This is a genomic window from Pseudomonas sp. GW821-FHT01E05, assembly GCF_059422425.1.
This window is the reverse complement of sequence record NZ_JBWKWW010000004.1, coordinates 244,997-270,608: the sequence shown is the minus strand read 5'-3', so window position 1 is coordinate 270,608 and position 25,612 is coordinate 244,997. Positions and strand designations below refer to the sequence as shown.

Annotated in this window: 27 protein-coding genes; 16 read left to right on the top strand and 11 right to left on the bottom strand. The window is 58.9% G+C overall.

Features of this window, described 5'->3' with window-relative positions; genetic code table 11:
* Positions 1 to 11: 11 nt before the first annotated feature.
* The 3 genes from AC07W5_RS10505 to yaaA form a co-directional block, all read right to left on the bottom strand.
* A complete protein-coding gene (locus AC07W5_RS10505) occupies positions 12 to 836 on the bottom strand; it encodes an SDR family oxidoreductase (protein WP_495023304.1) in 825 nt (274 codons plus the stop codon).
* Between the two features lie 36 nt (positions 837 to 872).
* The gene (locus AC07W5_RS10500; protein ID WP_495023303.1) at positions 873 to 1,337 is read right to left on the bottom strand and encodes a multidrug transporter; all 465 of its coding nucleotides are present in this window, start codon (positions 1,335 to 1,337) and stop codon (positions 873 to 875) included.
* Positions 1,338 to 1,577: 240 nt separating this feature from the next.
* Positions 1,578 to 2,357 (bottom strand): peroxide stress protein YaaA, encoded by a 780-nt coding sequence (gene yaaA / locus AC07W5_RS10495; protein ID WP_495023302.1) that lies wholly within the window; start codon positions 2,355 to 2,357, stop codon positions 1,578 to 1,580.
* Positions 2,358 to 2,527: 170 nt separating this feature from the next.
* Here yaaA and AC07W5_RS10490 point away from each other — a divergent pair, with 170 nt between their 5' ends.
* From AC07W5_RS10490 to AC07W5_RS10465, 6 genes are all read left to right on the top strand, one after another.
* Positions 2,528 to 3,652 (top strand): polysaccharide deacetylase family protein, encoded by a 1,125-nt coding sequence (locus AC07W5_RS10490; RefSeq protein ID WP_495023301.1) that lies wholly within the window; start codon positions 2,528 to 2,530, stop codon positions 3,650 to 3,652.
* A 361-nt stretch (positions 3,653 to 4,013) separates the two neighbouring features.
* Positions 4,014 to 5,408 carry a PhoH family protein gene (locus AC07W5_RS10485; protein ID WP_494995111.1) on the top strand — a complete coding sequence of 465 codons (1,395 nt, stop codon included), beginning with the start codon at positions 4,014 to 4,016 and terminating at the stop codon, positions 5,406 to 5,408.
* A gap of 273 nt (positions 5,409 to 5,681) precedes the next feature.
* Positions 5,682 to 6,152 (top strand): cyclic pyranopterin monophosphate synthase MoaC, encoded by a 471-nt coding sequence (gene moaC, locus AC07W5_RS10480; protein ID WP_494995110.1) that lies wholly within the window; start codon positions 5,682 to 5,684, stop codon positions 6,150 to 6,152.
* A gap of 16 nt (positions 6,153 to 6,168) precedes the next feature.
* Entirely contained in the window at positions 6,169 to 6,411 is a 243-nt protein-coding gene (locus AC07W5_RS10475) for a MoaD/ThiS family protein (RefSeq protein ID WP_494995109.1), read from the top strand.
* Positions 6,412 to 6,413: 2 nt separating this feature from the next.
* Complete coding sequence (gene moaE / locus AC07W5_RS10470; protein WP_495023300.1) at positions 6,414 to 6,866, top strand: molybdopterin synthase catalytic subunit MoaE; 453 nt, start codon at positions 6,414 to 6,416, stop codon at positions 6,864 to 6,866.
* Between the two features lie 298 nt (positions 6,867 to 7,164).
* Entirely contained in the window at positions 7,165 to 7,941 is a 777-nt protein-coding gene (locus tag AC07W5_RS10465) for an ABC transporter substrate-binding protein (RefSeq protein WP_494995107.1), read from the top strand.
* Between the two features lie 139 nt (positions 7,942 to 8,080).
* Here AC07W5_RS10465 and AC07W5_RS10460 read toward each other — a convergent pair whose 3' ends face one another.
* From AC07W5_RS10460 to AC07W5_RS10440, 5 genes are all read right to left on the bottom strand, one after another.
* Positions 8,081 to 8,707, bottom strand: a complete 627-nt coding sequence (locus AC07W5_RS10460; protein ID WP_494995106.1) for a helix-turn-helix transcriptional regulator — start codon at positions 8,705 to 8,707, stop codon at positions 8,081 to 8,083.
* 89 nt (positions 8,708 to 8,796) lie between these two features.
* On the bottom strand, positions 8,797 to 9,924 hold the full coding sequence (locus AC07W5_RS10455) for an NAD(P)/FAD-dependent oxidoreductase (RefSeq protein WP_494995105.1): 1,128 nt from the start codon (positions 9,922 to 9,924) through the stop codon (positions 8,797 to 8,799).
* Between the two features lie 161 nt (positions 9,925 to 10,085).
* Positions 10,086 to 11,042, bottom strand: coding sequence for an ornithine cyclodeaminase family protein (locus AC07W5_RS10450; RefSeq protein ID WP_495010273.1), 957 nt, complete (start codon positions 11,040 to 11,042; stop codon positions 10,086 to 10,088).
* Between the two features lie 128 nt (positions 11,043 to 11,170).
* Positions 11,171 to 12,658, bottom strand: a complete 1,488-nt coding sequence (gene rhlB, locus AC07W5_RS10445; RefSeq protein ID WP_495010274.1) for an ATP-dependent RNA helicase RhlB — start codon at positions 12,656 to 12,658, stop codon at positions 11,171 to 11,173.
* Positions 12,659 to 12,754: 96 nt separating this feature from the next.
* Complete coding sequence (locus AC07W5_RS10440; protein WP_494995102.1) at positions 12,755 to 13,411, bottom strand: alpha/beta hydrolase; 657 nt, start codon at positions 13,409 to 13,411, stop codon at positions 12,755 to 12,757.
* Positions 13,412 to 13,877: 466 nt separating this feature from the next.
* Between AC07W5_RS10440 and AC07W5_RS10435 the strand changes: the two genes are divergently transcribed.
* The 9 genes from AC07W5_RS10435 to AC07W5_RS10395 all read left to right on the top strand — a co-directional run bounded on the left by AC07W5_RS10435 (position 13,878) and on the right by AC07W5_RS10395 (position 22,118).
* On the top strand, positions 13,878 to 14,909 hold the full coding sequence (locus tag AC07W5_RS10435) for an amino acid ABC transporter substrate-binding protein (RefSeq protein WP_494995101.1): 1,032 nt from the start codon (positions 13,878 to 13,880) through the stop codon (positions 14,907 to 14,909).
* 65 nt (positions 14,910 to 14,974) lie between these two features.
* The gene (locus AC07W5_RS10430; protein WP_494995100.1) at positions 14,975 to 16,156 is read left to right on the top strand and encodes an amino acid ABC transporter permease; all 1,182 of its coding nucleotides are present in this window, start codon (positions 14,975 to 14,977) and stop codon (positions 16,154 to 16,156) included.
* 10 nt (positions 16,157 to 16,166) lie between these two features.
* Complete coding sequence (locus AC07W5_RS10425; protein ID WP_495023299.1) at positions 16,167 to 17,264, top strand: amino acid ABC transporter permease; 1,098 nt, start codon at positions 16,167 to 16,169, stop codon at positions 17,262 to 17,264.
* A gap of 10 nt (positions 17,265 to 17,274) precedes the next feature.
* Positions 17,275 to 18,039 (top strand): amino acid ABC transporter ATP-binding protein, encoded by a 765-nt coding sequence (locus tag AC07W5_RS10420; protein WP_494995098.1) that lies wholly within the window; start codon positions 17,275 to 17,277, stop codon positions 18,037 to 18,039.
* 144 nt (positions 18,040 to 18,183) lie between these two features.
* Positions 18,184 to 18,843: a FadR/GntR family transcriptional regulator gene (locus AC07W5_RS10415; RefSeq protein WP_494995097.1), complete on the top strand. Its 660-nt coding sequence runs from the start codon at positions 18,184 to 18,186 to the stop codon at positions 18,841 to 18,843.
* Positions 18,833 to 20,149: a CynX/NimT family MFS transporter gene (locus AC07W5_RS10410; protein WP_495023298.1), complete on the top strand. Its 1,317-nt coding sequence runs from the start codon at positions 18,833 to 18,835 to the stop codon at positions 20,147 to 20,149. Before AC07W5_RS10415 ends, AC07W5_RS10410 begins: the two co-directional genes overlap by 11 nt.
* 100 nt (positions 20,150 to 20,249) lie before the next feature.
* On the top strand, positions 20,250 to 20,720 hold the full coding sequence (locus AC07W5_RS10405; protein ID WP_494995095.1) for a nuclear transport factor 2 family protein: 471 nt from the start codon (positions 20,250 to 20,252) through the stop codon (positions 20,718 to 20,720).
* A gap of 53 nt (positions 20,721 to 20,773) precedes the next feature.
* Complete coding sequence (locus AC07W5_RS10400; RefSeq protein ID WP_494995094.1) at positions 20,774 to 21,118, top strand: GIY-YIG nuclease family protein; 345 nt, start codon at positions 20,774 to 20,776, stop codon at positions 21,116 to 21,118.
* A gap of 64 nt (positions 21,119 to 21,182) precedes the next feature.
* The gene (locus tag AC07W5_RS10395) at positions 21,183 to 22,118 is read left to right on the top strand and encodes a glutathione S-transferase family protein (RefSeq protein WP_495010279.1); all 936 of its coding nucleotides are present in this window, start codon (positions 21,183 to 21,185) and stop codon (positions 22,116 to 22,118) included.
* Positions 22,119 to 22,230: 112 nt separating this feature from the next.
* On the opposite strand, the gene AC07W5_RS10390 is transcribed toward AC07W5_RS10395, so the two are convergent.
* Both AC07W5_RS10390 and yejK read right to left on the bottom strand, forming a co-directional pair.
* Positions 22,231 to 22,578, bottom strand: coding sequence for a glutaredoxin domain-containing protein (locus tag AC07W5_RS10390; protein ID WP_494995092.1), 348 nt, complete (start codon positions 22,576 to 22,578; stop codon positions 22,231 to 22,233).
* Positions 22,578 to 23,582 (bottom strand): nucleoid-associated protein YejK, encoded by a 1,005-nt coding sequence (yejK, locus tag AC07W5_RS10385; protein ID WP_494995091.1) that lies wholly within the window; start codon positions 23,580 to 23,582, stop codon positions 22,578 to 22,580. Before yejK ends, AC07W5_RS10390 begins: the two co-directional genes overlap by 1 nt.
* A 396-nt stretch (positions 23,583 to 23,978) precedes the next feature.
* Between yejK and AC07W5_RS10380 the strand changes: the two genes are divergently transcribed.
* A complete protein-coding gene (locus tag AC07W5_RS10380; RefSeq protein WP_003440137.1) occupies positions 23,979 to 24,260 on the top strand; it encodes an HU family DNA-binding protein in 282 nt (93 codons plus the stop codon).
* Between the two features lie 102 nt (positions 24,261 to 24,362).
* On the opposite strand, the gene rlmF is transcribed toward AC07W5_RS10380, so the two are convergent.
* On the bottom strand, positions 24,363 to 25,385 hold the full coding sequence (rlmF, locus tag AC07W5_RS10375; RefSeq protein ID WP_494995089.1) for a 23S rRNA (adenine(1618)-N(6))-methyltransferase RlmF: 1,023 nt from the start codon (positions 25,383 to 25,385) through the stop codon (positions 24,363 to 24,365).
* Positions 25,386 to 25,612: the final 227 nt, after the last annotated feature.

Genomic DNA, 25,612 nt, shown 5'->3' with positions numbered 1-25,612 from the left:
CTGCGATCCTCTTACAATCGCCCACTCAACCCGAACCGCTTCATCAACCCCGTCTCCAACACGCCCTTGGGCAGCACTGCCGCCAACAACGGCATCGCCCGGCTGCCATTGCCCAAACGCAGCAAGCGCGGTGGTTTGCTCCGCTGTACAGCCTTGAGCAAATCAGCCGCAAACTCACTGGCAGGTGTCGGGTTGTTCTGGGAGGCTTTGGCCCGGGCGCGGATGCCTTCGCGCAGTGGCCACCAGGGAGATTGTTCGGTGATCAACTGTTCGGCCTCATGCCCTGCATTCTTGGCAAAACTGGAGGCGATGGCGCCGGGCTGGACTTCCATGACGTGGACACCGAACGGTGCCAACTCCATGCGCAGGGCATCGCTCAAGGCATGTACGGCGGCTTTCGAGGCGCAGTAGGCGCCAGCAAATGGTGTCACCAATACGCCGGACACACTGCCGATATTCACCACCAGGCCTTTGCAGCGGCGCAGTACCGGGAACATTGCACGGGTTACCCCGACTACCGCGAACACGTTGGTTTCGAACTGGCGCTGCATCGCCTCCACACCACCATCGAGCAGCGGCCCCATGGCGCCATAGCCGGCATTGTTGATCAGCACTTCCAAACCGCCGTGTTGCTGATTGATGCGCTCGCTCAACGCTTCCAGCGCAGGCCCGTCATTGACGTCCAGTTGCACCGCGGTGAACCCGGCGGCGGCCAATACCGCAACATCATCAGCCTTGCGCGCAGTCGCCCAGACCTCGTAACCGGCCGTTTTGAACGCATCGGCCAACGCGCGGCCGATGCCGCTGGAACAACCGGTGATTAACGCGAGGGGCATGGAGCGGTCCTTGTGCAAAAGGGGAGAAGTGATGGCTCAGTCAGAGAAACTACCCTGCAAATGCTCGGCGCGAAACTCCAGGGTTTGCGGGCGATAACCGGGACGCAGTGGTGGTAGCGGCAAGCAGTCTTCCCACGAGGCGCCGGCCTGTAGCTCACCGGGGCCACGGTAGCGCGGGGCAGCGTAGAGATTGTCCGCAAGGTTTACCGTGTCGCCGGGCGCATACGCGGCGATCCGCCAACGCAGTTCGGTCAGTGGCACGTCATTGCCGTTGTTCATTGTAAGTTTCAGCGGGCGATCCGCCGGGCAGTGCTCGGGCGCATAGCTGATGCGCAACTCCAGCCGCGCCAGTTGCTTGAGTTCGCGGTTGTCCAGCCAGACCACCCACGTCGCTACCAGACCCAGACCCATCGCTGCCGCCAGCGATACCGGAAAGGCTTTGGCCGGATAACGCAGCAGCAGGGTCAGCCAGGTGATGACCAGCAAGACGCCGATGAACATGACGCGGACCTCGGGAATTGAAGAGACCATCCTACCCAAGCGTAGGCGCGATTGACCATGGCCGAAAACCAGTGGTGAATGCTCAGGGGGCCAATCGCTTCGCTTGCTCGTGATGGCGGCCTGTCATCCAGCACCATTGGACAAACATGGAAAGCGGGAATAAAAAAGGTTCTTCACACAATCCCGGGAAACGCTGTTCGGCGCACGTGCCCGATTCATGATGTGCGCCGAAAGAGAGCTCTATTCGGGGGCGTGGTCGCGCAGAAAAACCAGAGTGTCGGGCCTGGACTGCTCAGCGCTGAAGCGGTAACCCTGCGCATCAAATTGCTTGAGTGCGGCCGGGTCGTTGATGCGCTCCTGAATGACGAACCGGCTCATCATGCCGCGAGCCTTTTTCGCGTAGAAGCTGATGATTTTGTACTGGCCGTTTTTCAGGTCCTTGAACTCGGTGTTGATGATCCGTGCGTTCAGGGCCTGGCGTTTGACCGCCGAGAAGTACTCGTTGGAGGCCAGGTTGAGCAACACATCGTCGCCTTGTTCGGCCAACGCCTGGTTCAACCACTCACTGATTCGGGTGCCCCAAAAAGCGTACAGGTCCTTGCCACGGGCGTTGGCCAGTTTAGTGCCCATCTCCAGCCTATATGGCTGCATCAAGTCCAGCGGGCGCAGCAGGCCGTACAGGCCGGAAAGCATGCGCAAGTGTTGCTGGGTGTAATCGAAATCCGCCTCACTGAATGTTTCGGCGTTCAGGCCGGTATAAACGTCACCTTTGAACGCCAGCAGCGCCTGTTTTGCGTTGGCTTGGGTGAAGGCCGGGGTCCAGCTGCCGAAACGTGCGGCGTTCAGGCCACCGATTGTGTCGGAAACGTGCATCAACTCGCTGATCTGCGCCGGGCTCAGCTCGCGTAACTGCAGGATCAGCTCCTGGGAATGATCGAGGTATTGCGGCTGGGTGAAGCGCTGGGTCACCGGCGGAGTCTGGTAATCGAGGGTCTTGGCTGGGGAAATCACCATCAGCATGAAGTCGTCTCCTGAAATCGTCGGGGGATTCTAGGGGGTTGCAGGCGTTGACTCCAGCTATCAAGGTCATAGGGGGGGTCGTAGCAGCTGCCGAAGGCTGCTACATGGAGCGCGTCAGGCGCAATGCATCAGCTATAGTGCCGCGCGGCTTTTGTTATGGAGACATCCCTTTGCGTATCGCTTTTCTCTTCTTGGCCTGGCTGTTCAGTCTCAGCGCCATGGCTGTGCCCAATGACGTCGCCACGCTGGACCGCAGCACCTGGCCAGAGCAGCTGACCAGTCCGACTCTGTTCGATGTCGCGTCGCGAGCGGAAATCCTCACCTTTGCTCGCGCCTTGCTCGCCAGCGAGGCGCTGGACGAAACCGCTTTAAAGCAGCGCCTGGGGTTGCGGACGATCAATCTGGAGTCGATCAATATGTTGCGTCAGCGGATGTGGCAGCGTTTGCTCGCCAACTACAATTTCGCCCAGCAAAGCTGCGATCAGGACGCCTCCTTCTGTTATCTGGTCGAAGACATGGACTCCCTGCGCGAGCAGGCCGGTAAGTTTCAGGTTGCTGCGGATTCCTACTACATGCGCTGGGCCGAACCGAGCCGGATCTTTCATGAGCACTATCTGGACGAACAACTGCGCAAGGCGGCGTTGTTTGCGCAAACCAGCAGCGAAGTCGATCGATTCGGCGATTACGAGCGCAACGGTGACGAGCTCAACGATCGGCTGTTTTTACTGACCTTCGACAGCGCCGCCGCAACCTCGCCGGATAACACCGCCTGGCTCAGCGACTACTTGCGCAAGTCGAACATGAGCGCGACCTTTTTTGTGCTGGGCAGCGATATTCAGAATCGTTTGGCCCAACGCTCGGTGGCTGATTTACAGGCGTTGTACTCAAAGCAGTGCGTCGGTGTGCAGGGTTGGGAATACCGCTCCCATAGCCATTGGCAGGACTGGCAATACTCGATCGAGCGCAGCGTGGAACTGGTGAAAAGCAAGTTACCGGAAAATTACAAACCGCTGTTTCGCCCACCTTATGGTCAGCGACGCGCCGACGGCGAAGGGTTTTTCAAGGCGCAGGGTTTGCAGGTCGCCTTGTGGGATATCGACCCTCAGGACGCCGGCGGCAAGCTCAAGGCTCAAGAGAGCGGCCAGAGGGTGTTGACGCTGATGCTGCTGTGGCGGCGTGGGGTGATCAACTTCAATGTCAAACAGGACGCGGTAAAAACGGCGATACCCTGGCTGGTCACGCAAACCGCGCAAAGCGGTATCGGCTGGGAGGATTGTCAGGACGTTTTTCGTTGAAAAGGCAAAAGGCCAGCAATCATTGGGGGAAGGGTAAGGCAGGAAGGTTTTTAGCGGGATTTCGATACAGGCAGACTTTCGACTTTAACGGGGGTGATGGCAGTCCGCCAAGTGCTATTGGTCACTCTGAAAAATAAACTTCAAAAAAACGTCAAAGTGCTTTTTCCTGTCACAGGTTTTGGAGTATTACGAAGACAGACCGCCGAAACCTGCAACACAGGTGGCGTCTTTCAAGACCCAGCGTGTGCAGTTCACTTGAGTCCTGCTGTTTTTGAGTACTGCAGGGTGAATTCGGTGGCCACTTCGAGGCGCAGCACTGTAATGGTATTGCGTCGACTGGCTCCCACAAAGGTGACCGAGTATGGATGATCACGGACGTAGCTCTTCTTCCAACCAGCCAATCCTCTATGTACTCGATACCAACGTATTGATTCACGATCCAAACGCACTCCTGAACTTCGAAGAACACCACGTTGCCATCCCGATGATCGTCCTTGAAGAGCTCGACAAGCTCAAAAGTGGCCATCACAGCGTCGCGTCCGAATGCCGGCAGGCGATCCGTCTGATCGACAAGACTCTGGGTGATGCAACCCCGGAAGACGTTGAGCTGGGGGTGCCGATCCAGCGTGGCAAGAGCGGGCCAAAAGGTTTGCTGTCGATTCTGATGAACAAGCGCAAAGAGCCCAACAATCTTTTGCCCGAGAATCTGAACGACAACATCATCATCAACCAATTGATCGACCTGCACGTGCGCGACAAGGATCTGCGCCTGGTGCTGGTGACCAAAGACATCAACATGCGCCTCAAAGCGCGAGCCTGTGGGATCGCCGCCGAGGACTACAGCACCGACCAACTGGTTGACGACGTGTCGCTGCTGTCACGTGGTTATCACAACATGACGGGTTCGTTCTGGGATCGCGTCAGCAAGGTCGAGACTCGTCAGGACCACGGTCGCACCTGGCATCAGGTGCAACTCATCGACAACCTGCCTGCCGTGCATGTCAACGAGTTCATCATCGACGAGCAGGGTTTTGTCGGCTGGATCAAAGAGATCAGGGTCGACGTCCTGCTGATCCTCGACCTGCATCAAGAACCGCTGATGCACCAGGAAGCCTGGGGGCTGAAGCCGCGTGACGTCTATCAAAGCCTGGCGCTGTTCGCCTTGCTCGATCCGGACATCCATCTGGTCAACCTGTCCGGTGCCGCCGGTTCCGGGAAAACCATCCTGGCACTGGCCGCCGCCATCGAACAAACCATGGTCAGCAAACGCTACCGGCGCATCATCGCCACCCGTAGCGTGCAGGGGCTGGACCAGGAGATCGGCTTCCTGCCGGGCACCGAAGCGGAAAAAATGGAGCCTTGGCTAGGCGCCATTACCGACAACCTCGAAGCCTTGCACATGGATGACGAAAATACCCATGGCAGTGTGGATTACATCCTCAGCAAAGTGCCGTTGCAGTTCAAATCCCTCAATTACATCCGGGGCCGCAGCTTCCAGCAGAGCCTGATCCTGATCGATGAATGCCAGAACCTCACCCCGCACCAGATGAAAACCATCATCACCCGTGCCGGTGCCGGTTCCAAAGTGGTGTGCCTGGGTAACCTGGCGCAGATCGACACCCCTTACCTGTCCGCGACCAGTTCCGGGCTGACCTACCTGACCGAACGCTTCAAAGACTTCCCCAATGGTGTGCACATCACCCTGCAAGGGGTGCCACGTTCGATTCTGGCCGAATACGCCGAATCCCATCTGTAACCCTCAAGAACCGGGCGGCCCAAAGCCGCCCGGTTTTTTTTTTGTTGCGATACAACACCCCCTTGTAGGAGCGAGGCTTGCCCGCGATCGAGCGCGAAGCGCTCGCAGAACAGGTCTGCGCATTCCGACAGGACAATTGAGTCGTCTGGATTGCGGCCGCTTCGTGCTCGATCGCGGGCAAGCCTCGCTCCTACATCGCGGGTTTCAATAATCAAACGTGCGAAAAATTGACCTGCAGGTTTACAATCGGCGCTCCTGATCAGGAGTAACCCTGTGCTGACTCATCTCGATTCCCAAGGTCGCGCCAATATGGTCGACGTCACCGAAAAAGCCGTGACGTCCCGTGAAGCCACAGCCGAAGCGCTTGTGCGCATGCTTCCCGAAACCCTGCAAATGATCGTCAGCGGCGGTCATCCCAAGGGTGATGTGTTTGCCGTGGCGCGGATCGCCGGGATTCAGGCAGCGAAGAAAACCTCCGATTTGATTCCGTTGTGCCATCCGCTGATGCTCACCAGCGTCAAGGTCGAGCTCAGCGCCGAGGGCGAGGACGCGGTGCGCATCGTCGCCCGCTGCAAACTCGCCGGCCAGACCGGTGTCGAGATGGAGGCGCTGACCGCCGCCAGCATCGCCGCGCTGACCATCTACGACATGTGCAAGGCCGTGGATCGTGGTATGACCATCGAGAGCGTACGCTTGCTGGAGAAGCTGGGTGGCAAAAGCGGCCACTATCAGGTGTCTGAATAATGCAGGTGTCCGAATAATGAAAGTGACGGTGAAGTTTTTTGCCCGCTACCGCGAGGCGCTTGGAGTGGACTCGCTGAACGTCGAAGGCGATTTCGCCTCGGTCGATGATGTGCGTTTGCTTTTGGCACAGCGCAACGGTGCCGAGGTACTGAGTGAACAGAACCTGATGTGCGCCCGCAATGAAGACCTGTGTCAGCTCGATGAGCCGCTGACCGACGGCGATGAAGTGGCGTTTTTCCCTACCGTGACCGGAGGCTGAGCATGGCCATTCGCGTGCAATCCGCAGCGTTCGACCCTGGCGCTGAAGTCAACGCGATGCACGCGGCGAATGTCGGCGTCGGCGCGGTGGTGAGTTTTGTCGGCTACGTGCGCGACTTCAATGATGGCCGTGAAGTTGCCGGGATGTTTCTCGAGCACTATCCGGGCATGACCGAAAAGGCTCTCGGAAAGATCGCCGAAGAAGCCGGGCAGCGTTGGCCGCTGCTCAAGCTTGAAGTGCTACACCGGATCGGCGCCCTGGAGCCGGGTGAGCCGATTGTCTTCGTCGGTGCCGCCAGTGCCCACCGCCAGGCAGCGTTCGACGCCTGCGCTTTTGTCATGGACTACCTGAAAACCCGCGCGCCGTTCTGGAAAAAAGAAAACACCAGCGACGGGCCTCGCTGGGTGGAAGGGAAGGACAGCGACCATGCGGCGGTAGAGCGCTGGGAAAAGTAATCCCCTGATCGTTCCCACGCTCCCACGTGGGAATGCCGCCCCGGACGCTCTGCGTCCGCTTTGGCTGTGACGCGGAGCGTCACGGGATGCATTCCCACGCAGAGCGTGGGAACAATCAATGGATCTCCTTTCGTTACCCCATTTCATCCTCGCGACCAAAGGAAGGGCGAAGTGTGGACGGCCGATTGACGGCCAATACATAAAAGTCCAGTATGGAATTATAAGTACAAAAAAGCGCTTCAGTTTTAACTTTTCCTTCTGTCTTGCAAAACCAACAACAACCCGCGAGAGAACGAACATGAAGAAACTCCCCCTCATCAGTGGCCTGGCCCTTAGCCTGTTGGCGTGTAGCAGCCTGTTCGCTGCCGAGAAAACCGTACGTATTGGCATTGAAGCCGCTTATCCACCCTTCGCCTCAAAGACTTCCGACGGCAAGATCAGCGGTTTCGATTACGACATCGGCAACGCGTTGTGTGCGCAGATGAAGATCAAGTGCGAATGGATCGAGGGTGAGTTCGATGGCCTGATCCCGTCGCTGAAAGTGAAGAAAATCGATGCGGCCCTGTCCTCGATGACGATCACCGAGGAGCGCAAGAAGTCCGTCGATTTCACCCACAAGTACTACTTCACCTCGTCGCGTCTGGTGATGAAGAAAGGCGCCGTGGTGGATGACCAGTACGCCAGCCTCAAGGGCAAGACCATCGGCGTGCAACGCTCGACCACCACCGACCGCTATGCCACCGAAGTGTTCGAGCCCAAGGGCATCAAGGTGGTGCGCTACAGCAACAACGAAGAGATCTACATGGACCTGGCGTCCGGGCGCCTGGACGCCATCTTCGCCGACACCATTCCGCTGGATGACTTCCTGTCGATGCCGCGCGGTGCCGGTTATGCCTTTGTCGGCCCTGAGTTGAAAGATCCGAAATACGTCGGTGAAGGCGCCGGGATTGCCGTGCGTAAAGGCAACACCGAGTTGCTGGCCGATCTGAACAAGGCCATCGACGGCATTCGCGCCAGCGGCGAATACCAGAAGATCGAGGCCAAATACTTCAAGTCGGATATTTATGGGGATTGATCAGGGGGATTTGTAGCGCCTGATACATTGCAATCGCGGGCAAGCCTCGCTCCTACAGACCCCATTATCCGTAGGAGCGAGGCTTGCCCGCGAAGCGATGGTAAGAACCATAAATCTGATTCGGGTCAAACGCGGACCTTCAGCCCTTCAATTCTTTCAAATGCTTGTACACCGTCGCCCGGCCCATGTTCAGTACATTCGCCACATAATTGGACGCGCTTTTGCCCTTGAAGGCGCCTTCAGCGTGCAGGGCCAGCACCAGCTCGCGTTTATGCTCGCGGGTCAGCAGGTTGAGGCTCAGCTGACGTTCTTGCATCCATGCGTGGAGGAAGGTGTTGATCCGCTCCTGCCAGTCATCACGAAACAGTGAGTCCGGTTGCGCAATCAGCTTGCTCGGCGACAGGAACAAATCCAGCGCCGCCTTGGCATTTTCGAACAGCGAAATATTCAGGTTGATACACAGCACAGCCAGAGGCTGGCCATCGCTGTCGCGCAGCACACTGCTGAGGCTGCGGATTTTTTGACCGTCCCAGTTGAGCTTTTCGTAAGGGCCAATGTTTCGTTCGCTGACCTCTTCGCTGAGCATGTCTTCCAGCGCGGCATCGTCGCCGATTTCGCGTTTGGACAGGTTGTTGGCGATGTAGTCGATCTTTTGCGTGCGCAAATCGTGCAGCACCACCTCGGCGTGGGGATAAAACAGCGTGGCAATGGCGTCGGCAATCGCCCGGAAGTTTTCCAGGGCGGGATCTTGTCGAGGTGGTGTCATAGGGAGTTGCTCCAGGCAGCGTCAGCGCCCTATCGAAAAGGGCGCTGGAAGTGTGCCGCAATCGAGGCGGGTCGTCACCTGAGGGCGTGTTAACCGAGGCGAGCGGGGGAGAGCATTGCGGCGCTCAGACCAAAGCGCGTCAGTTGTTCAGGCAGGGCTTCGCCGCGTACCAGTGCCGCACCGGCCTGACCCATGGCGGGCGAGGTCTGGATGCCATAACCGCCTTGGGCCGCGACCCAGAACAGCCCCGGCACCTGCTGGTCAAAGCCGCACAAAAGGTCACCGTCGCTGACGAAACTGCGCAGTCCGGCCCAGGTTCGGGTCGGGCGGCGGATGGTCAGCGTGGTGGCTTCTTCAATCTGGTAAATGCCCATGGCGATGTCCAGCTCTTCAGGCTGTACGTCGTGAGGTTCGACCGGGTCGGCGTTGGCCGGTGAGCCGAGGAACATCCCGGCATCCGGTTTCATGTAGAACGACTCGTCGAGGCTGACCAGCATCGGCCAGTCATGGATATCCACCCCTTCAGGGCCGGCGAAGATAAATGCTGCACGACGCTTGGGCTGCAGGCCGAGCGGCCTGGCCCCGGCCATCTCGCCGATTTTATCGGCCCAGGCACCTGCCGCATTGATCACCACCGCAGCGCTGAAGGTCTGTTTGGCGGTCTTGACCTGCCAATTACCTTGGGCGTCACGGGTCAGGCTCTGGACTTCACTGTCGGTATGCACTTCACCCTGATTGCGCCGGATACCGCGCAGGTAGCCTTGGTGCAGGGCGTCGGTGTCGATATCGCTGGCGCTCGGGTCATAAATCGCCCCGTGAACTTTCTCCCGGCGCAGGATCGGCAGGCGTTCGCAGGCTTGCTCGGCGCTGAGCAATTGCATCTCCGGCACGCTGGCCTTGGCGCTCAGGTATTGGCTGTTCAACTCTGTCGGGTCGCCGGTGAAGTCCACAGTCATTTCACCACGCGGGGTCAGCAACGGGTGCTCGCAGAAACCGGCCGGCGGCGCGTCGAAGAATTCCCGGCTGGCGAGGGTCAATGCACGGACCTGGGCGGTGCCATAAGCGGCGGTGTATAAGGCGGCGGAACGCCCGGTCGAGTGATAGGCCGGATGCGATTCACGCTCCAGCACAATCACCCGAGCCTGACGCGATAGCCAGTAACCGGTGGACGCACCGGCGATACCGCCGCCGATGATGATGAAATCTGCCTGGGGCATGGGGGTTCTCCTGTCACTGCTCAATGCTTTTGTAGGAGCGAGCGGTGCGGCGATCCGACTTGCCCGCGATGAACGATGACGCGGTAAATCAGACAGACCGCAGCGCCTGATTTCGCGGGCAAGTCGGATCGCCGCATCGCTCGCTCCTACAGGTGTTGGTATTAGCCGATGCGTTTTTGTAGAAGGTAGATAGCATTGGCTAGCGCGATGTCTTCCAGGCCCAGGCCAATGGAACGGAAGAATACGTGGCGGTCGTAGGCCGGGCGCGGCGCCTTATCGGCAAGCAGCTCTGGCAGGTCGCCTAGAATGGCGCTCCTGTCCCAGCCATGCTGCTCGCTGGCGATCAGCATTTCCCCGGCCGAGCCTGGGGTGGTCTGACGATAGTCGCAATAGACCTGCATTTCATTCAGGGTTTGCGGCGGCACTTCGTGAGCCCGTGGCGCGTTGGTGCTGATCGAGGTGATCAGTGCCGGTTTACTGAGGGTACGCGGGTCGATCACCGGGCCCGCGGAGGAGGTGCAGAGCATGATCACGTCGGCGTCCTGAAGCGCCTGCTCGCGGCTGGCAACGATTTGCAAGCGCGGGTCAAGGGTGCTGATTGGCGCCAGCTCTTCAGGGCTTTTGCCGGCCAGGGCTGGCGAGTAGAGGCTGATGCTCTGCCAGTCGCGCAGCGTCTTCACATAGCGCAGGTGAGCCAGGGCCACCGGGCCGCTGCCAATAATCGCAAGACGCCTGGCGTGCGGCTCAGCCAGGGCGTCGATGGCCACAGCGGTCGCGGCGGCGGTGCGGGCGACCGTCAGTTCGCCTGCGTCGCAGAGTAGCAGCGGTTGACCATTGTCCATCGACATCAGCAGCGTCCAGGCCGTCACCAGTGCGCCTTCGCTGCGCACGATATAGGGTGAGGTTTTCACGCCGTAGACGCGGTCTTCGGCCAGAACGCCAAGGTAATTGATGAAATCGCCGGCGCCTTGGGGGAACTCCACCAATTGCTGGGCCGGTTGCACGGCATGCCCGGCGGCCAGATCACGGAACATCTTGCGCAGAATCTGCGGCACGTCGAGGTGTTCGAGTAGCTGGCGGGCCTGGGCTTTGGCGACCACATAAGGCGTGCTGGACATGCTGATGCTCCGTGGAAGTGAATGTAAACTAATTTGTCCATTATGGACTTATAGTTCCATATGACAATATCCAGACGAAAAAAAACGCAGACCGTTTCCGGGCTGCGTCTCTTTTGTTGCGCCGGGTTTTACGGGCGCTTGCGCTCTACTGCGCGCAGTAGATGCGTCGGCGGTGTCTCGCAACTGATCTTGCGACCCAGCAGCGCCTCGATGGACGGTAGCTGGTAGGAGTCGTCTTCACCGGCGAAGCTGATGGACACACCATCGGCGCCCGCACGACCGGTCCGGCCAATGCGGTGGACGTAATCGTCCGGCACTTCCGGCAGGGTGAAGTTGATCACGTGGCTGATGCCGTCGATGTGAATCCCGCGACCGGCGACATCGGTGGCCACCAGCACGCGAATCTTGCCTTCGCGGAAGCCTTCCAGGGTCTTGATGCGCTTGTGTTGTGGAACGTCGCCGGAAAGCTGGGCGGCGTTGACACCGTCACGCACCAGACGTTCTTCGATGCGCCGCACTTCGTCCTTGCGGTTGGCGAAGACCATCACCCGTTCCCAGCCGTTGTCGTTCACCAGGTTGTAGAGCAGTTTGTATTTGTCGGCAGCGGCAACAGCATAGATGTGCTGTTCGACGTTCTCGCTGGCAACGTTCTCGGATTCGATTTCAACGATGGACGGGTCGGTGGTCCATTGCTTGGCCAGGTTCATCACGTCTTCGGTGAAGGTCGCAGAGAACAGCAGGGTCTGACGCTCGTTTTTCGGCGGAGTCTGGCGAATGATCTGACGCACTTGTGGGATGAAACCCATGTCGAGCATTCGGTCGGCTTCGTCCAGGACCATCACTTCGACCATGTCCAGGTGCACGTCGCCGCGCTGGTTGAAGTCCAGCAGACGGCCCGGGGTGGCCACGAGGATGTCGCAGTGGCGGGCCTCGAGGTGCTTGAGCTGCTTGTCGAAGTCCATGCCGCCAACGAACGTCATGACGTTGAGGTCGGTGTACTTGGTCAGGTTGGCGGCGTCCTTGGCGATCTGCACCACCAGCTCGCGGGTCGGCGCGATGATCAGCGCCCGCGGTTCACCCATGTAGCGCTCTTTCGGCGGTGGGGTTTGCAGCAGCTGGGTGATGATCGAGATCAGGAACGCGGCGGTTTTGCCGGTACCGGTCTGGGCGCGGCCGATAGCGTCTTTGCCTGCCAGGGTGAAACCCAGCACCTGCGCCTGGATCGGGGTGCAGTACGGGAAACCCAGGTCCTGGATCGCGTGCATTAATTCTGGCGCAAGCTTGAAATCGTGGAAACGGGTTTTGCCTTCCTGGGGTTCGACGACGAAATCTTCGAGTTTCCAGGGAGTGACAGGCGCTTTCGGCGCGTGCGCGCGACGAGGTTGCTCTGGTTTGGGCTTTTCGCTGCGCGGTTGTTCGGAGGCCGGAGCCGCTGCCGGTTGAGCTTGGGGAGTGTTCACCGGCTCTTTTTTAGGCGCGGTGTCAGGCACGGCGCGACCAGGCTGATTACCGTCGGTGCGGCTGCCGGGGCTGTGGGAAGGTGCAATGGAGCCAGGCGCGAGCTGCTCAGCCTCGCTTTTACCAAACATTTTCTTGAGTGCTTTGAGCACGGTCATCTCATCAATTGGTTAAGGAATGTACGCCGGGCAGTGTAATGCAAGAATCGGGCGCGGCGTAGTGGATTGCTTAAAGGGCTACAGGAAGTTTCTATTTCAACGCAAACGGTTGGTGATCCAGGCGCCAATGTCGCGAATTTCATCGGGTAACACTTCATGGCCCATTGGGTATTCCTGCCATGTCACGGTGACATCAAGTCGCTTCAAATGCTCGTAGGCAGTTCGACCCATGGCGTTTTGTACGACGTCATCGTAGTGGCCATGCAGGCAATACACCGGGATCCGCTGTTGGCTGGCCGACAATTGCAGTTCGTCACTGAATGTCGGTGCATAAGTAGAGAGGGCGATTACGCCACCCAAGGGGCCTTGCCATTTCAAGAAGGCGGTGTGCAGCACCACCGCACCGCCCTGGGAAAAACCGGCTAGAAAAATCCGCGAGGCGTCTATTCCGCTGGCGCGCTGTTCTTCGATCAAATCGGTGAGCGACCGCGCGGACTCATCCAGCTGCTCGCGGTTGATTGCCCGCGCCGGGTTCATGGCCAGAATGTCGTACCAGCTCGGCATTTCATAGCCGCCGTTGATGGTCACGGCGCGGGTCGGCGCTTGTGGCAGAACAAAGCGGGTAGTCAGCAGGCTTTCTTGTAGCGCCTCGGCTACCGGCAGGAAATCGTAGCGGTCGGCGCCCAGGCCATGCAGCCAGATCACGCAGGCATCGACGGGCTTGCTGGGCTGAAGAATCAAGGTCTGGGTCATGTCTGCTCCATTAGTGTGCGTGCGCTCTGATTGAGTGCGACGTCAGAGTGCGCTTCTGGTTAATCAGTTAAGAAGATGTCGCAAGGTTGCAAGTTTTGCTATTGACCTGCCGCTGAAACGCTTTAGCGGCAGGTGTGGTACGGGCTTTGCTATGTGGAAAGCTGTGCAAGTAATCCTGCGCCGAGCGGTAACACTATCAGTCTACCTTCGGTTGTGGGATAGCAAAGAATCCGGTGATGGACGTTCGCCAAGGGCCGCTACGGGCTTCGCGAACATGAAGGGCTACAGCCTGTTCGGCCGATTGGTGAGAAGTGAGTTTTCCATTAAGTGGATTTTCTCCTACTAGACTCATGGCTAGGTCTTACGCCGCTTGACCCTTAAAAAAGCCAACACGGGTCAACAGCGCCTCATAAGGGTGCGGCAAGACTCAAGCTCCGACACAACAAGAGCAAAACTGGAGGTTTGAATGAAGATGTTGAAATCCACCCTGGCCATCGTGACTGCGGCCGCAGTACTCGGTGTCAGTGGGTTCGCTCAGGCGGGTGCAACCCTGGATGCGGTGCATAAGAAAGGTTTCGTACAGTGCGGTGTAAGCGATGGTCTGCCGGGTTTCTCGGTACCGGACGCAACTGGCAAGATCCTCGGGATCGATGCTGACGTCTGCCGCGCTGTGGCCGCTGCCGTATTCGGCGACGCGACCAAGGTCAAATTCAGTCAGTTGAACGCCAAGGAGCGTTTCACCGCGCTGCAATCCGGTGAAATCGACGTACTGTCGCGTAACACCACCATGACCAGCTCTCGCGATGCGGGCATGGGCCTGAAATTTCCGGGTTTCATCACTTATTACGACGGTGTGGGCTTCCTGGCCAACAACAAGCTGGGCGTGAAAAGTGCCAAGGAACTGGATGGCGCGACCATCTGCATTCAAGCCGGTACCACCACTGAGCTGAACGTTTCTGACTACTTCCGTGCCAATGGCCTGAAGTACACCCCGATTACCTTCGATACCTCCGATGAAAGCGCCAAGTCGCTGGAATCCGGTCGTTGCGACGTGCTGACCTCCGACAAATCCCAGCTGTTCGCCCAGCGCAGCAAGCTGGCCTCGCCGAAAGACTATGTGGTGTTGCCGGAAACCATCTCCAAGGAACCTTTGGGGCCGGTGGTCCGTAATGGCGACGACGAGTGGCTGGCCATCGTGCGCTGGACAGGCTACGCCATGCTCAACGCTGAAGAAGCCGGTATCACTTCGAAAAACGTTGTGGAACAAGCCAAGTCCACCAAGAACCCGGACGTTGCCCGTCTGCTGGGCATCGATGGTGAGTACGGCAAGGACCTGAAGCTACCGAAGGACTGGGTCGTCCAAATCGTCAAGCAGGTTGGTAACTACGGCGAAATCTTCGAGAAGAACCTCGGCAAGGGCACGCCGCTGGAAATCGACCGCGGCCTGAACGCCCTGTGGAGCAACGGCGGCATTCAATACGCACCACCTGTGCGCTGATGGTTCTATCACCCGGTGGGCCAACCACCGGGTGATGTTCTGTTCCATTATTTCTGGGGCACTTCATGCAAAATTCAATCGGCGCACCAAAGCAGAGGTTCTCCCTCAGCGATCCTCGAGTGCGTGCGTGGCTCTTCCAGATCATCACGGTTGTCGCGGTGATCGCCATGGGTTGGTACCTGTTCAACAACACTCAGACCAACCTTCAGCACCGGGGCATCACCTCAGGGTTCGGTTTTCTTGAGCGCAGTGCCGGGTTCGGTATCGCCCAGCACCTGATCGATTACACCGAATCGGACAACTATGCTCGCGTCTTCCTGATCGGCCTGCTCAATACCCTGCTGGTGACCTTCATTGGCGTCATTCTGGCGACGATCCTCGGCTTCATCGTTGGCGTTTCCCGACTGTCGCACAACTGGATCATCAGCAAACTGGCGACCGTTTACGTCGAGGTTTTCCGTAACATTCCGCCGCTGCTGCAGATTCTGTTCTGGTACTTCGCGGTGTTCCTGACCATGCCAGGGCCGCGCAACAGTCATAACTTCGGCGACACTTTTTTCGTCAGCAGTCGTGGCTTGAACATGCCGGCAGCCCTGATCTCCGGCGGCTTCTGGCCGTTCATGGTCAGCATCGTGGTGGCCATCGTTGCCATCGTGCTGATGTGCCGCTGGGCCAACAAGCGTTTCGAAGCGACCGGCGTGCCGTTCCACAAGTTCTGGACCGGCCTGGCAATGTTTCTGGTGATTCCTGCGTTGTGCGCGCTGATCTTTGGCGCTCCGCTGCATTGGGAAATACCGAAGCTGCAAGGCTTCAACTTCGTCGGTGGCTGGGTGTTGATCCCGGAACTGCTGGCCTTGACCCTGGCGCTTACGGTGTACACCGCGGCGTTTATCGCCGAGATCGTGCGCTCGGGCATCAAGTCGGTCAGCCATGGCCAGACCGAAGCGGCCCGTTCCCTGGGGCTGCGCAACGGCCCGACCCTGCGCAAGGTGATCATCCCGCAAGCTCTGCGCGTGATCATTCCGCCGCTGACCAGCCAATACCTGAACCTGGCGAAGAACTCCTCGCTGGCTGCCGGTATCGGTTACCCGGAAATGGTTTCGCTGTTTGCCGGCACCGTGTTGAACCAGACCGGTCAGGCCATCGAAGTCATTGCCATCACCATGAGCGTGTACCTGGCGATCAGTATCAGCATTTCCATGCTGATGAACTGGTACAACAAGCGCATTGCGCTGATCGAGCGGTGAGGAAACGCGCATGACGACTCATATTTTCAAACCTGACATGCCACCACCAGGCATCCGCATCGGTGTCGTGGCGTGGATGCGCGAGCACATGTTCTCCAGCTGGATCAACACGCTGCTCACGCTGTTCGCGTTCTACCTGATCTATCTGGTCGTGCCGCCCATCCTGCACTGGGCGTTTCTCGATGCCAACTGGGTCGGTACGACCCGCGCCGACTGCACCAAGGGCGGCGCCTGCTGGGTGTTCATTGAGCAACGCATCGGCCAGTTCATGTACGGCTACTACCCGGTGGATCTGCGCTGGCGCGTGGACCTGACCGTGTGGCTGGCGGTGATCGGCGTGGCCCCGTTGTTCATCACACGCGTCCCGCACAAGGCGATCTACGGCCTGAGCTTCCTGGTGCTGTACCCGATCATTGCCTACACCCTGCTGCACGGCGGCTACCTGGGCCTGAGCAATATCGCCACCAGCCAGTGGGGCGGCCTGATGTTGACCCTGGTAATTGCTACCGTCGGTATTGTCGGTGCGTTGCCGCTGGGAATTCTGCTGGCGCTGGGACGCCGTTCGAACCTGCCGGCGATCCGCGTGGTCTGCGTGACCTTCATCGAGTTCTGGCGCGGCGTGCCCTTGATCACGGTATTGTTCATGTCCTCGGTGATGCTGCCGCTGTTCCTGCCTGAGGGCATGAACTTCGACAAGCTGCTGCGGGCGCTGATCGGCGTGATCCTGTTCCAGTCGGCCTACATCGCCGAGGTGGTGCGCGGTGGTTTGCAGGCCATACCCAAAGGTCAGTACGAAGCGGCCGCGGCGATGGGCCTGGGCTACTGGCGCAGCATGGGCCTGGTGATTCTGCCGCAAGCCCTGAAGCTGGTGATCCCGGGGATCGTCAACACCTTCATCGCACTGTTCAAGGACACCAGCCTGGTGATCATCATCGGCCTGTTCGACCTGCTCAACAGCGTCAAGCAAGCCGCCGCCGACCCGAAATGGCTGGGTATGGCCACCGAAGGCTATGTGTTTGCGGCCCTGGTGTTCTGGATTTTCTGTTTTGGTATGTCCCGCTATTCCATGCACTTGGAACGTAGGCTGGACACAGGCCACAAGCGTTAGGAGTTTTGTGATGAGTGAAGCGATCAAACAGCCTGTGGGCCCTGAAGGCATTATTCAAATGCAGGGTGTGAACAAGTGGTACGGCCAGTTCCACGTGCTGAAAGACATCAACCTGAACGTCAAACAGGGCGAGCGCATCGTCTTGTGCGGGCCGTCCGGCTCTGGCAAGTCGACCACCATTCGTTGCCTCAATCGCCTGGAAGAACACCAGCAGGGCCGCATCGTGGTCGATGGCGTGGAGCTGACCAACGACCTCAAGCAGATCGAAGCGATCCGCCGTGAAGTCGGCATGGTGTTCCAGCACTTCAACCTGTTTCCGCACCTGACCATCCTGCAGAACTGCACGCTGGCTCCGATGTGGGTGCGCAAGATGCCCAAGCGTCAGGCCGAAGAAATCGCCATGCACTATCTGGAGCGCGTGCGCATTCCAGAGCAGGCGCACAAATTCCCGGGGCAGCTTTCCGGTGGTCAGCAACAGCGTGTGGCGATTGCCCGTGCGTTGTGCATGAAGCCGAAAATCATGTTGTTCGATGAGCCGACCTCGGCGCTCGATCCGGAGATGGTGAAGGAGGTTCTGGACACCATGATCGGCCTGGCCGAAGACGGCATGACCATGCTCTGCGTAACCCACGAAATGGGCTTCGCCCGCACCGTGGCGAACCGGGTGATCTTCATGGATAAAGGCGAAATCGTTGAACAGGCCGCGCCGAACGACTTCTTCGACAAGCCGCAGAATGAACGGACCAAGCTGTTCTTGAGCCAGATCCTGCATTGATGGGTTAGCCGCTGCACCGATAAACCCGGCCATGTGCCGGGTTTATTTTTGTCTGGAATTTGTGTCCTGCTAGTTGAACTCGTGGCTATATCTGACTATGTTGTCAGGAAATTCATCCGATGATTGGATGAAAAGGCGATTTCCATGACAGATATTTCCCCGTTAGTAAGGCGTTCCCTGGTCGATCAGGCTCTGGAACAGTTGCGTCTGCGCATCAATGACGGCACCTGGACGATCGGCCAGCGCTTGCCCACCGAGCCGGAGCTGGCGATCGAGTTGGGCATCAGCCGCAACACGGTGCGTGAGGCTATGCGGGTGTTGGCGTTTTCCGGGCTGATCGAGATTCGTCAGGGCGACGGCAGTTACTTGCGGGCGGTGGTCGATCCGCTGGACACCATGAAGGTGTTGTCACGCTGTTCCCACGAGCAGGCCCGGGAGACGCGGCACATCCTTGAAGTCGAGGCAATCGGCCTTGCGGCGTTGCGGCGTACGGATGAAGACCTCAAAGCGCTGCATGAAGCGCTGGGCGTCAGCGGCAGTCATTACCACGGCGACCTCGAGAGCTACATCGCGTGTGATCTGGTGTTTCACCGACGGCTGGTGGATGCCGCGCACAACCCCACCTTGAGCGAACTGTACCGCTACTTTTCCAGCATGGTCGGCGCGCATCTGCGCCAGACACTGAGCATCACGCCGCGGCGTCAGGAAGTGTTCGACCTGCACATCGAACTGCTTGAGGCCGTCGAGCAACGGGACCCGGAACGGGCCAAAGCCATTTCCCGGAAGCTGATCAATGAACCTTGAAACCGAGAATCCCATGTCCACCCCACAGGCGACCCGGCGCGGTGTGACGCAACCCAGACGCACGGCGGAGCTTGAGGAGCTATTGATCGACGCCGAAGCGGATGACGAAGAAATCCAGCAAAGCCATCCGCTTTTACGTCGGCCGTGGCTGTTGCTACTGGGATTGATTCTGGTTGCGTTGAACCTGCGCCCGGCGCTGTCGAGCATGGCGCCGTTGCTCAGTGAGGTGTCAAAAAGCCTCGGGCTGTCGGCGGCGCAAGCGGGGCTGCTGACCACATTGCCGGTGCTCTGCCTCGGTCTGTTCGCCCCGCTGGCGCCGATTCTGGCGCGACGTTTCGGTGCCGAGCGGGTGGTGCTGGGAATCTTGCTGACCTTGGCCTGCGGAATCATTCTGCGCAGTTCATACGGTGAAGTCGGCTTGTTTTCCGGCAGCATCCTGGCCGGTGCCAGTATCGGTGTGATCGGTGTGTTGCTGCCGGGTATCGTCAAACGGGACTTTGCCAAACACGCCGGGACCATGACCGGTGTCTACACCATGGCGCTGTGTCTGGGCGCGGCCGTGGCGGCGGGGGCGACGGTTCCTCTGAGCCAGCATTTCGAGGGCAGTTGGGCCATGGGGCTGGGTTTTTGGATCCTGCCGGCATTGGTGGCGGTGGTGTTCTGGTTGCCGCAAGTCGGTCAGAAACACGCTACCCACAATGTGGCTTATCGGGTACGTGGCTTGCTGCGTGATCCGTTGGCCTGGCAGGTGACGCTGTATATGGGCCTGCAATCTTCGTTGGCTTACATCGTTTTCGGCTGGTTGCCATCGATCCTGATCGGTCGTGGCCTGGCACCGACTCAAGCGGGTCTGGTGCTGTCCGGCTCGGTCATCGTCCAGCTGGCCAGCTCGCTGGCCGCGCCTTGGCTGGCAACCCGTGGCAAAGACCAGCGTCCGGCGATCGTCATCGTCATGTGCCTGACGCTCGGCGGTCTGTTCGGTTGTCTCTACGCGCCGCTCGAAGGCCTCTGGGGTTGGGCGATTCTGCTCGGCCTGGGGCAGGGTGGTACCTTCAGCCTGGCGTTGACCCTGATCGTGCTGCGCTCACGGGATGCCCATGTCGCGGCGAACCTCTCGGGCATGGCCCAGGGCATCGGTTACACCCTGGCGTCCATGGGGCCCTTCGCTGTCGGGCTTGTGCATGACCTGACAGGCGGCTGGACTGCGCTGGGCTGGATCTTCGGGGTGATCGGTAGCGGTGCCATCATCGCCGGCCTCGGCGCCGGGCGTTCGCTGTACGTTCAGGTCGAAAGCGAAAAGGTCTGAGCCAGGCGCACTATCGGTATTCCCGCCACGAATGCCGATAGTTTTCCCGAGCGCTGCAGACTATTGTGCAGGCATCCTTTCGATTTTTCGGAGCCTGTTTATGAGTGATGCCCACAGCGCATTGATCACTGAGTTCTACACCGCTTTCCAGCGGCTGGATGCCGAGGCCATGAGCGCCTGCTACACCGAGGACGTGGTGTTCAGTGATCCTGCGTTTGGCGAGTTGCGCGGCCGCGATGCCGGCGATATGTGGCGCATGCTGACCACTCGGGCCAAGAACTTCTCTCTGACCTTCGACGATGTCCGTAGCGATGAGCGCACCGGTAGCGCCCAGTGGGTGGCGACCTATCTATTCAGTCAGACCGGCAACACCGTGGTCAACGACATTCAGGCACGGTTCGTTTTTCGCGATGGCAAGATCTGTGAACACCACGACCACTTCGATCTGTGGCGCTGGTCGCGGCAGGCGCTGGGCACCAAGGGCTTGTTGCTGGGCTGGACACCGTTGGTGAGAAACGCCGTCCGGACCCAGGCCTTGAAGGGATTGAGGGCTTTCCAGGCCAGTCGTTAAAGGCTGGCCTCTGATAAGATTGCGGCTTGTTTTCTGCAGGCCAATATCCTCACGTGAACAGCAGCCTTGAAGCCTCCATCAACAGCGTCGAACCAGAGCCCGCGGTGAGCAAACCATGGTTCGTCTATCTGGTTCGCGCGGCCAATGGTTCGCTGTATTGCGGGATCAGCGATGATCCCGTGCGACGGTTTGCGGTGCATCAGAGTGGCAAGGGCGCGCGGTTCTTTCTTTCCAGCCCGGCGGTGGCACTGGTTTACACGGAAGTCTGCCGCGACAAGGGTGAAGCCCTGCGTCAGGAACGCCTGATTAAAAAACTCAAGAAAAGCGCCAAGGAATGCCTGGTGACGAGTGCCTCCACAGGCTTTATCAATCTGACTGATAAGGTCCCATCAGGCTGATGGGTAGGCCGCCTACCATTTGCGCGCTAAGCTGGCGACTCTTACTCGTGCGGTGGACTTGAGCATGTCAGATCTGATTCTTCACCATTACCCGACTTCCCCTTTTGCGGAAAAGACCCGGCTGTTGCTGGGTTTCAAGGGCCTGTCATGGCGCTCCGTGAAGATCTCGCCGGTGATGCCAAAACCCGATCTGACAGCGCTGACCGGTGGTTATCGCAAGACGCCAGTCTTGCAGATTGGCGCTGATATCTATTGCGACACCGCGTTGATTGCCCGTCGTCTCGAGCAAGAGAAAGTCTCACCGGCACTGTTTCCTGAAGGTCAGGAAATGATCGCCGCGATGTTCGCCACCTGGGCCGATTCGGTGGTTTTCCAGCATGCGGTCAGCCTGGTGTTCCAGCCAGAGTCGGTGGCGGTGCGCTTCGCCAAATTGTCGCCGGAAGCGATCAAGGCGTTTGTCGCCGACCGTGCCGGTTTTTTCAGTGGCGGTAGTGCCACGCGCTTGTCGGCCGAACAGGCCAAGCATCAGTGGCCGACAATCATGGCCCGTCTGGAGCAGCAACTGCAGCGCGAGCAGGGCGACTTCCTGTTCGGTGAACCGTCGATCGCCGACTTCTCCATGGCCCACCCCTTGTGGTTCCTCAAAGGCACACCGGTTACTGCGCCATTGGTCGATGCGTACCCGGCGGTGTCCGCCTGGCTTGCCCGGGTGATGGGCTTCGGCCATGGCGCATCGAGCGATATGACCGGCGAAGAGGCGCTGGAAATTTCCCGTCAGGCCACGCCAGCCGCTTTGCCGGACGAGCAGTTCGAAGATCCGAATGGTTTCAAGGCCGGTCAGCAGGTGGTGATTGCCGCGATCGACTATGGCGTTGATCCGGTCGCAGGCGAGTTACTGTTTGCGGGTCGCGAAGAGTTGATCCTGCGTCGCGAGGACGAGCGGGGCGGTGTAGTACATGTGCACTTTCCGCGGTTCGGCTTTCGGATTGAAGCACGTTGATTGACAGGTCGAGCGCATAGAGTTGGATGTGTAGGAGCGAGGCTTGCCCGCGAGCAGACGGCGCATTTTTTCAGATGTACCGCGTTGTCTTCATCGCGGGCAAGCCTCGCTCCTATAGCGCTGACAAAATAGCTTCAGGGCTGTAACCGCGAATCAAGGTGCCGTTTACGTCCAGCATCGGAATCCCGCGTCCACCCAATGCCTCATAGGCCTTGCGCCCTTGGGCATCTTTCTCGAAGTCGAACTCGCTATACGGGATGCCTTTCTGGTCCAGGAAGCGTCGGATCAGTTTGCAGTAGCCACACCAGTCGGTGGCGTAGAGCACGACCCTGGCATTGGCCCGGGTCTGCTCGGACACCACCGCTTGCGGGTTGAACACTCGCTCGATTTTCCCCCAGTTCTGGTAGGCCACGACCACCAGCAGAATCAGCAGGAATTTCTTCAGGATCCCGTTCAGCATCAGTTGCGACGCTTGAGCTGATCAGTCAGTTGGGTCGGCAAGCCCTTGATGATGAGCGTGCCGGCTTCTTCGTCGTATTCAATCTTCGAGCCCAGCAGGTGCGCTTCGAAGCTGATGGACAGACCCTCGGCACGCCCGGTGAAGCGGCGGAACTGGTTGAGGGTGCGTTTATCTGCCGGGATTTCCGGCGACAAGCCGTAGTCCTTATTGCGGATGTGGTCGTAGAACGCTTTCGGGCGCTCTTCGTCGATCAGCTCGGACAATTCCTCCAGCCCCATCGGCTCGCCCATTTTTGCCTGGCTGCTGGCGTAGTCCACCAGGGTCTTGGTCTTCTCCCGGGCGGACTCTTCCGGCAGGTCTTCGCTTTCGACGAAATCGCTGAAGGCCTTGAGCAGCGTGCGGGTCTCGCCAGGGCCATCGACGCCTTCCTGGCAGCCGATAAAGTCGCGGAAGTACTCCGAGACCTTCTTGCCGTTCTTGCCTTTGATAAAGGAGATGTATTGCTTGGACTGCTTGTTGTTCTGCCACTCGGAGACGTTGATTCGCGCCGCCAGGTGCAACTGGCCCAAATCAAGGTGGCGCGAGGGGGTCACGTCCAGCTCGGCGTTCACCGCCACGCCTTCGCTGTGGTGCAGCAGGGCAATGGCCAGGTAGTCGGTCATGCCTTGCTGGTAATGAGCGAACAGCACGTGGCCGCCGACCGACAGGTTGGATTCTTCCATCAGCTTTTGCAGGTGTTCGACCGCGATTCGGCTGAAGGCGGTGAAGTCCTTGCCGCCGTCGAGATATTCCTTCAGCCAGCCGCTGAAAGGATGCGCCCCGGACTCGGCATGGAAAAAGCCCCAGGCCTTGCCTTGCTTGGCGTTGTAGCTCTCGTTGAGGTCGGCGAGCATGTTTTCGATGGCCGCGGACTCAGCCAGTTCGGAGTCGCGAGCGTGGAGAACAGCAGGTGTGCCGTCGGGTTTTTTGTCGATCAGGTGGACGATGCAATGACGGATCGGCATGGGCTTCTCGGCTGGTCGTATAGGGAGGGTTGAGCCCCCCAAAAAAGTGCCCAGTGTACCGCACCTATTGGTTTTGGCGCTGTTCGACGGTCGTTTTGGGACTGTCTGACCGGCGTTATGCATTTTTTTACGGTTTTAGTGTGATAAAGCTGACCAAATGGGTAGGTAGAGGCGGATATTTCCCCGTCTCTGTGCTAGTTTTGCCCCGTCTTACGCGCAGTAATGGCGTTAAGCGTGCATTCAGCATTTGTCAGGTCGAACCAAACCCCATTTCCGGTATCTATAACCCCGATCTGTGGTGGTTGTAGCCAGGGGTGCCAAGTCCTGAGGATCTGGCTCGATGGCTGACACTGCACTCTGCAATCCAAATGAATTTGATAGGGAAGGAACACCACAATGGCTATTACTAAAGACCAATTGATCGCTGATATCGCTGAAGCTATCGACGCGCCGAAAACCACCGCGCGTAACGCTCTGGACCAACTGGCTCAAATCGTTGCTGATCAATTGGAAAACGGCGGCGAAATCACTCTGCCAGGTATCGGCAAGCTGAAAGTGACCGAGCGTCCTGCCCGTACTGGCCGTAACCCATCGACTGGCGCTGCCATCGAAATCGCTGCCAAGAAAGTTATCAAGCTGGTCGTGGCTAAAGGCCTGACTGACGCTGTTAACAAGTAAGACGCAGTAAAAAAACCGTGCTCCGGAGCAATCCGGACACGGTTTTTTTGTGCCTGCGATTTCTGCGATTGACCCAGGGTCAATCGCTGTTTCAGCCGTTACTTAGTTTTTGCGAGCCCAACGTTCGCGCCAGGTCTGCTGCTCGGATTTAGTCTGGAAGGTCCAGGCGACGAAGCGGCTTTGCTTCTGCCCTTGGGACATTTCCACGACCTGACTTTCCAGTACGCCGGCCTTTTTCAGCGCCGTCTGGATTGCAGGCAGGTTTGAGGTTTTCGAGACCAGGGTGCTGAACCAGAGCACTTTGTGTTGAAAATGCGCGCTCTCGGCGATCAGTTGCGTCACAAAACGTGCTTCGCCGCCTTCACACCACAGTTCGGCCGATTGACCGCCAAAGTTCAGCACCGGCAGTTTGCGTTTTGGGTCGGCGCGGCCCAGGGCGCGCCATTTACGCTCGCTGCCCTTGGTCGCCTCGTCCATAGATGCGTGGAATGGCGGGTTGCACATGGTCAGGTCAAAGCGCTCGCCGGGTTCGAGCAGGCCCAGCAGAATGTGCTTGGGATTGCTTTGTTGGCGCAACTGGATGGCTTTGTTCAGCCCGTTGGATTGCACGATGGCTTTGGCGGCAGCTACGGCCGTCGGGTCGATTTCCGAGCCGAGGAAGTGCCAGCGGTAATCGCTGTAACCGATCAGCGGATAGACGCAGTTGGCGCCCATGCCGATATCGAGCACCTTGACCGGCGCACCGCGAGGGATTTCGCCATCGTTGACGCTGGCCAGCAGGTCCGCCAGGAAGTGCACGTAATCGGCACGACCCGGAACCGGCGGGCACAGGTAGTCGGCCGGGATATCCCAATGGGCGATGCCATAGAACGATTTGAGCAGCGCCCGGTTGAACACCCGCACCGCGTCAGGGCTGGCGAAGTCGATGCTTTCCTTGCCGTACGGGTTGATGATCACGAACTTCGCCAGTTCCGGCGTGGTTTTGATCAGCGCCGGGAAGTCGTAACGACCCTGATGGCGATTGCGCGGATGCAGGCTGGCCTTCTCGCGGGGTACGACGGCTTTGGGCGTAGTCGCGGGTTTAGGTTTTTTGCGCGCTGGTTTGGGTGTGCTGGGGGCGGTCATGGGCGAGGTCGATTCGGGTATGGCTTAAAGTGACGGGCATTGTCCCACATCTATCGTCGGGTGCGAGATCGCCAAGATCGCAGGCTTCGCCAATGGCTGTACGCACCCCCTGTAGGAGCAGCCGGTCGACGCTCGATTGCTCGCGATGGACTTGAAGCTGATGCGTTTCGTCAGAAAGCACGCGTTATCGTTGACGACCATCGCGAGCAAGCTCGCTCCTACAAAAA

Coding starts and splice junctions, on each gene's coding strand:
- AC07W5_RS10390 (WP_494995092.1), bottom strand. CDS start 22,578: ATGCTGAACGGGATCCTGAAGAAATTCCTGCTGATTCTGCTGGTGGTC.
- moaE (WP_495023300.1), top strand. CDS start 6,414: ATGGCCATTCGCGTGCAATCCGCAGCGTTCGACCCTGGCGCTGAAGTC.
- AC07W5_RS10380 (WP_003440137.1), top strand. CDS start 23,979: ATGGCTATTACTAAAGACCAATTGATCGCTGATATCGCTGAAGCTATC.
- AC07W5_RS10455 (WP_494995105.1), bottom strand. CDS start 9,924: ATGCCCCAGGCAGATTTCATCATCATCGGCGGCGGTATCGCCGGTGCG.
- AC07W5_RS10460 (WP_494995106.1), bottom strand. CDS start 8,707: ATGACACCACCTCGACAAGATCCCGCCCTGGAAAACTTCCGGGCGATT.
- AC07W5_RS10475 (WP_494995109.1), top strand. CDS start 6,169: ATGAAAGTGACGGTGAAGTTTTTTGCCCGCTACCGCGAGGCGCTTGGA.
- AC07W5_RS10410 (WP_495023298.1), top strand. CDS start 18,833: ATGAACCTTGAAACCGAGAATCCCATGTCCACCCCACAGGCGACCCGG.
- AC07W5_RS10440 (WP_494995102.1), bottom strand. CDS start 13,411: ATGACCCAGACCTTGATTCTTCAGCCCAGCAAGCCCGTCGATGCCTGC.
- AC07W5_RS10450 (WP_495010273.1), bottom strand. CDS start 11,042: ATGTCCAGCACGCCTTATGTGGTCGCCAAAGCCCAGGCCCGCCAGCTA.
- AC07W5_RS10485 (WP_494995111.1), top strand. CDS start 4,014: ATGGATGATCACGGACGTAGCTCTTCTTCCAACCAGCCAATCCTCTAT.
- rlmF (WP_494995089.1), bottom strand. CDS start 25,385: ATGACCGCCCCCAGCACACCCAAACCAGCGCGCAAAAAACCTAAACCC.
- AC07W5_RS10405 (WP_494995095.1), top strand. CDS start 20,250: ATGAGTGATGCCCACAGCGCATTGATCACTGAGTTCTACACCGCTTTC.
- AC07W5_RS10395 (WP_495010279.1), top strand. CDS start 21,183: ATGTCAGATCTGATTCTTCACCATTACCCGACTTCCCCTTTTGCGGAA.
- AC07W5_RS10420 (WP_494995098.1), top strand. CDS start 17,275: ATGAGTGAAGCGATCAAACAGCCTGTGGGCCCTGAAGGCATTATTCAA.
- AC07W5_RS10505 (WP_495023304.1), bottom strand. CDS start 836: ATGCCCCTCGCGTTAATCACCGGTTGTTCCAGCGGCATCGGCCGCGCG.
- AC07W5_RS10435 (WP_494995101.1), top strand. CDS start 13,878: ATGAAGATGTTGAAATCCACCCTGGCCATCGTGACTGCGGCCGCAGTA.
- yejK (WP_494995091.1), bottom strand. CDS start 23,582: ATGCCGATCCGTCATTGCATCGTCCACCTGATCGACAAAAAACCCGAC.
- AC07W5_RS10415 (WP_494995097.1), top strand. CDS start 18,184: ATGACAGATATTTCCCCGTTAGTAAGGCGTTCCCTGGTCGATCAGGCT.
- AC07W5_RS10500 (WP_495023303.1), bottom strand. CDS start 1,337: ATGTTCATCGGCGTCTTGCTGGTCATCACCTGGCTGACCCTGCTGCTG.
- AC07W5_RS10430 (WP_494995100.1), top strand. CDS start 14,975: ATGCAAAATTCAATCGGCGCACCAAAGCAGAGGTTCTCCCTCAGCGAT.
- yaaA (WP_495023302.1), bottom strand. CDS start 2,357: ATGCTGATGGTGATTTCCCCAGCCAAGACCCTCGATTACCAGACTCCG.
- AC07W5_RS10465 (WP_494995107.1), top strand. CDS start 7,165: ATGAAGAAACTCCCCCTCATCAGTGGCCTGGCCCTTAGCCTGTTGGCG.
- AC07W5_RS10425 (WP_495023299.1), top strand. CDS start 16,167: ATGACGACTCATATTTTCAAACCTGACATGCCACCACCAGGCATCCGC.
- rhlB (WP_495010274.1), bottom strand. CDS start 12,658: ATGACCGTGCTCAAAGCACTCAAGAAAATGTTTGGTAAAAGCGAGGCT.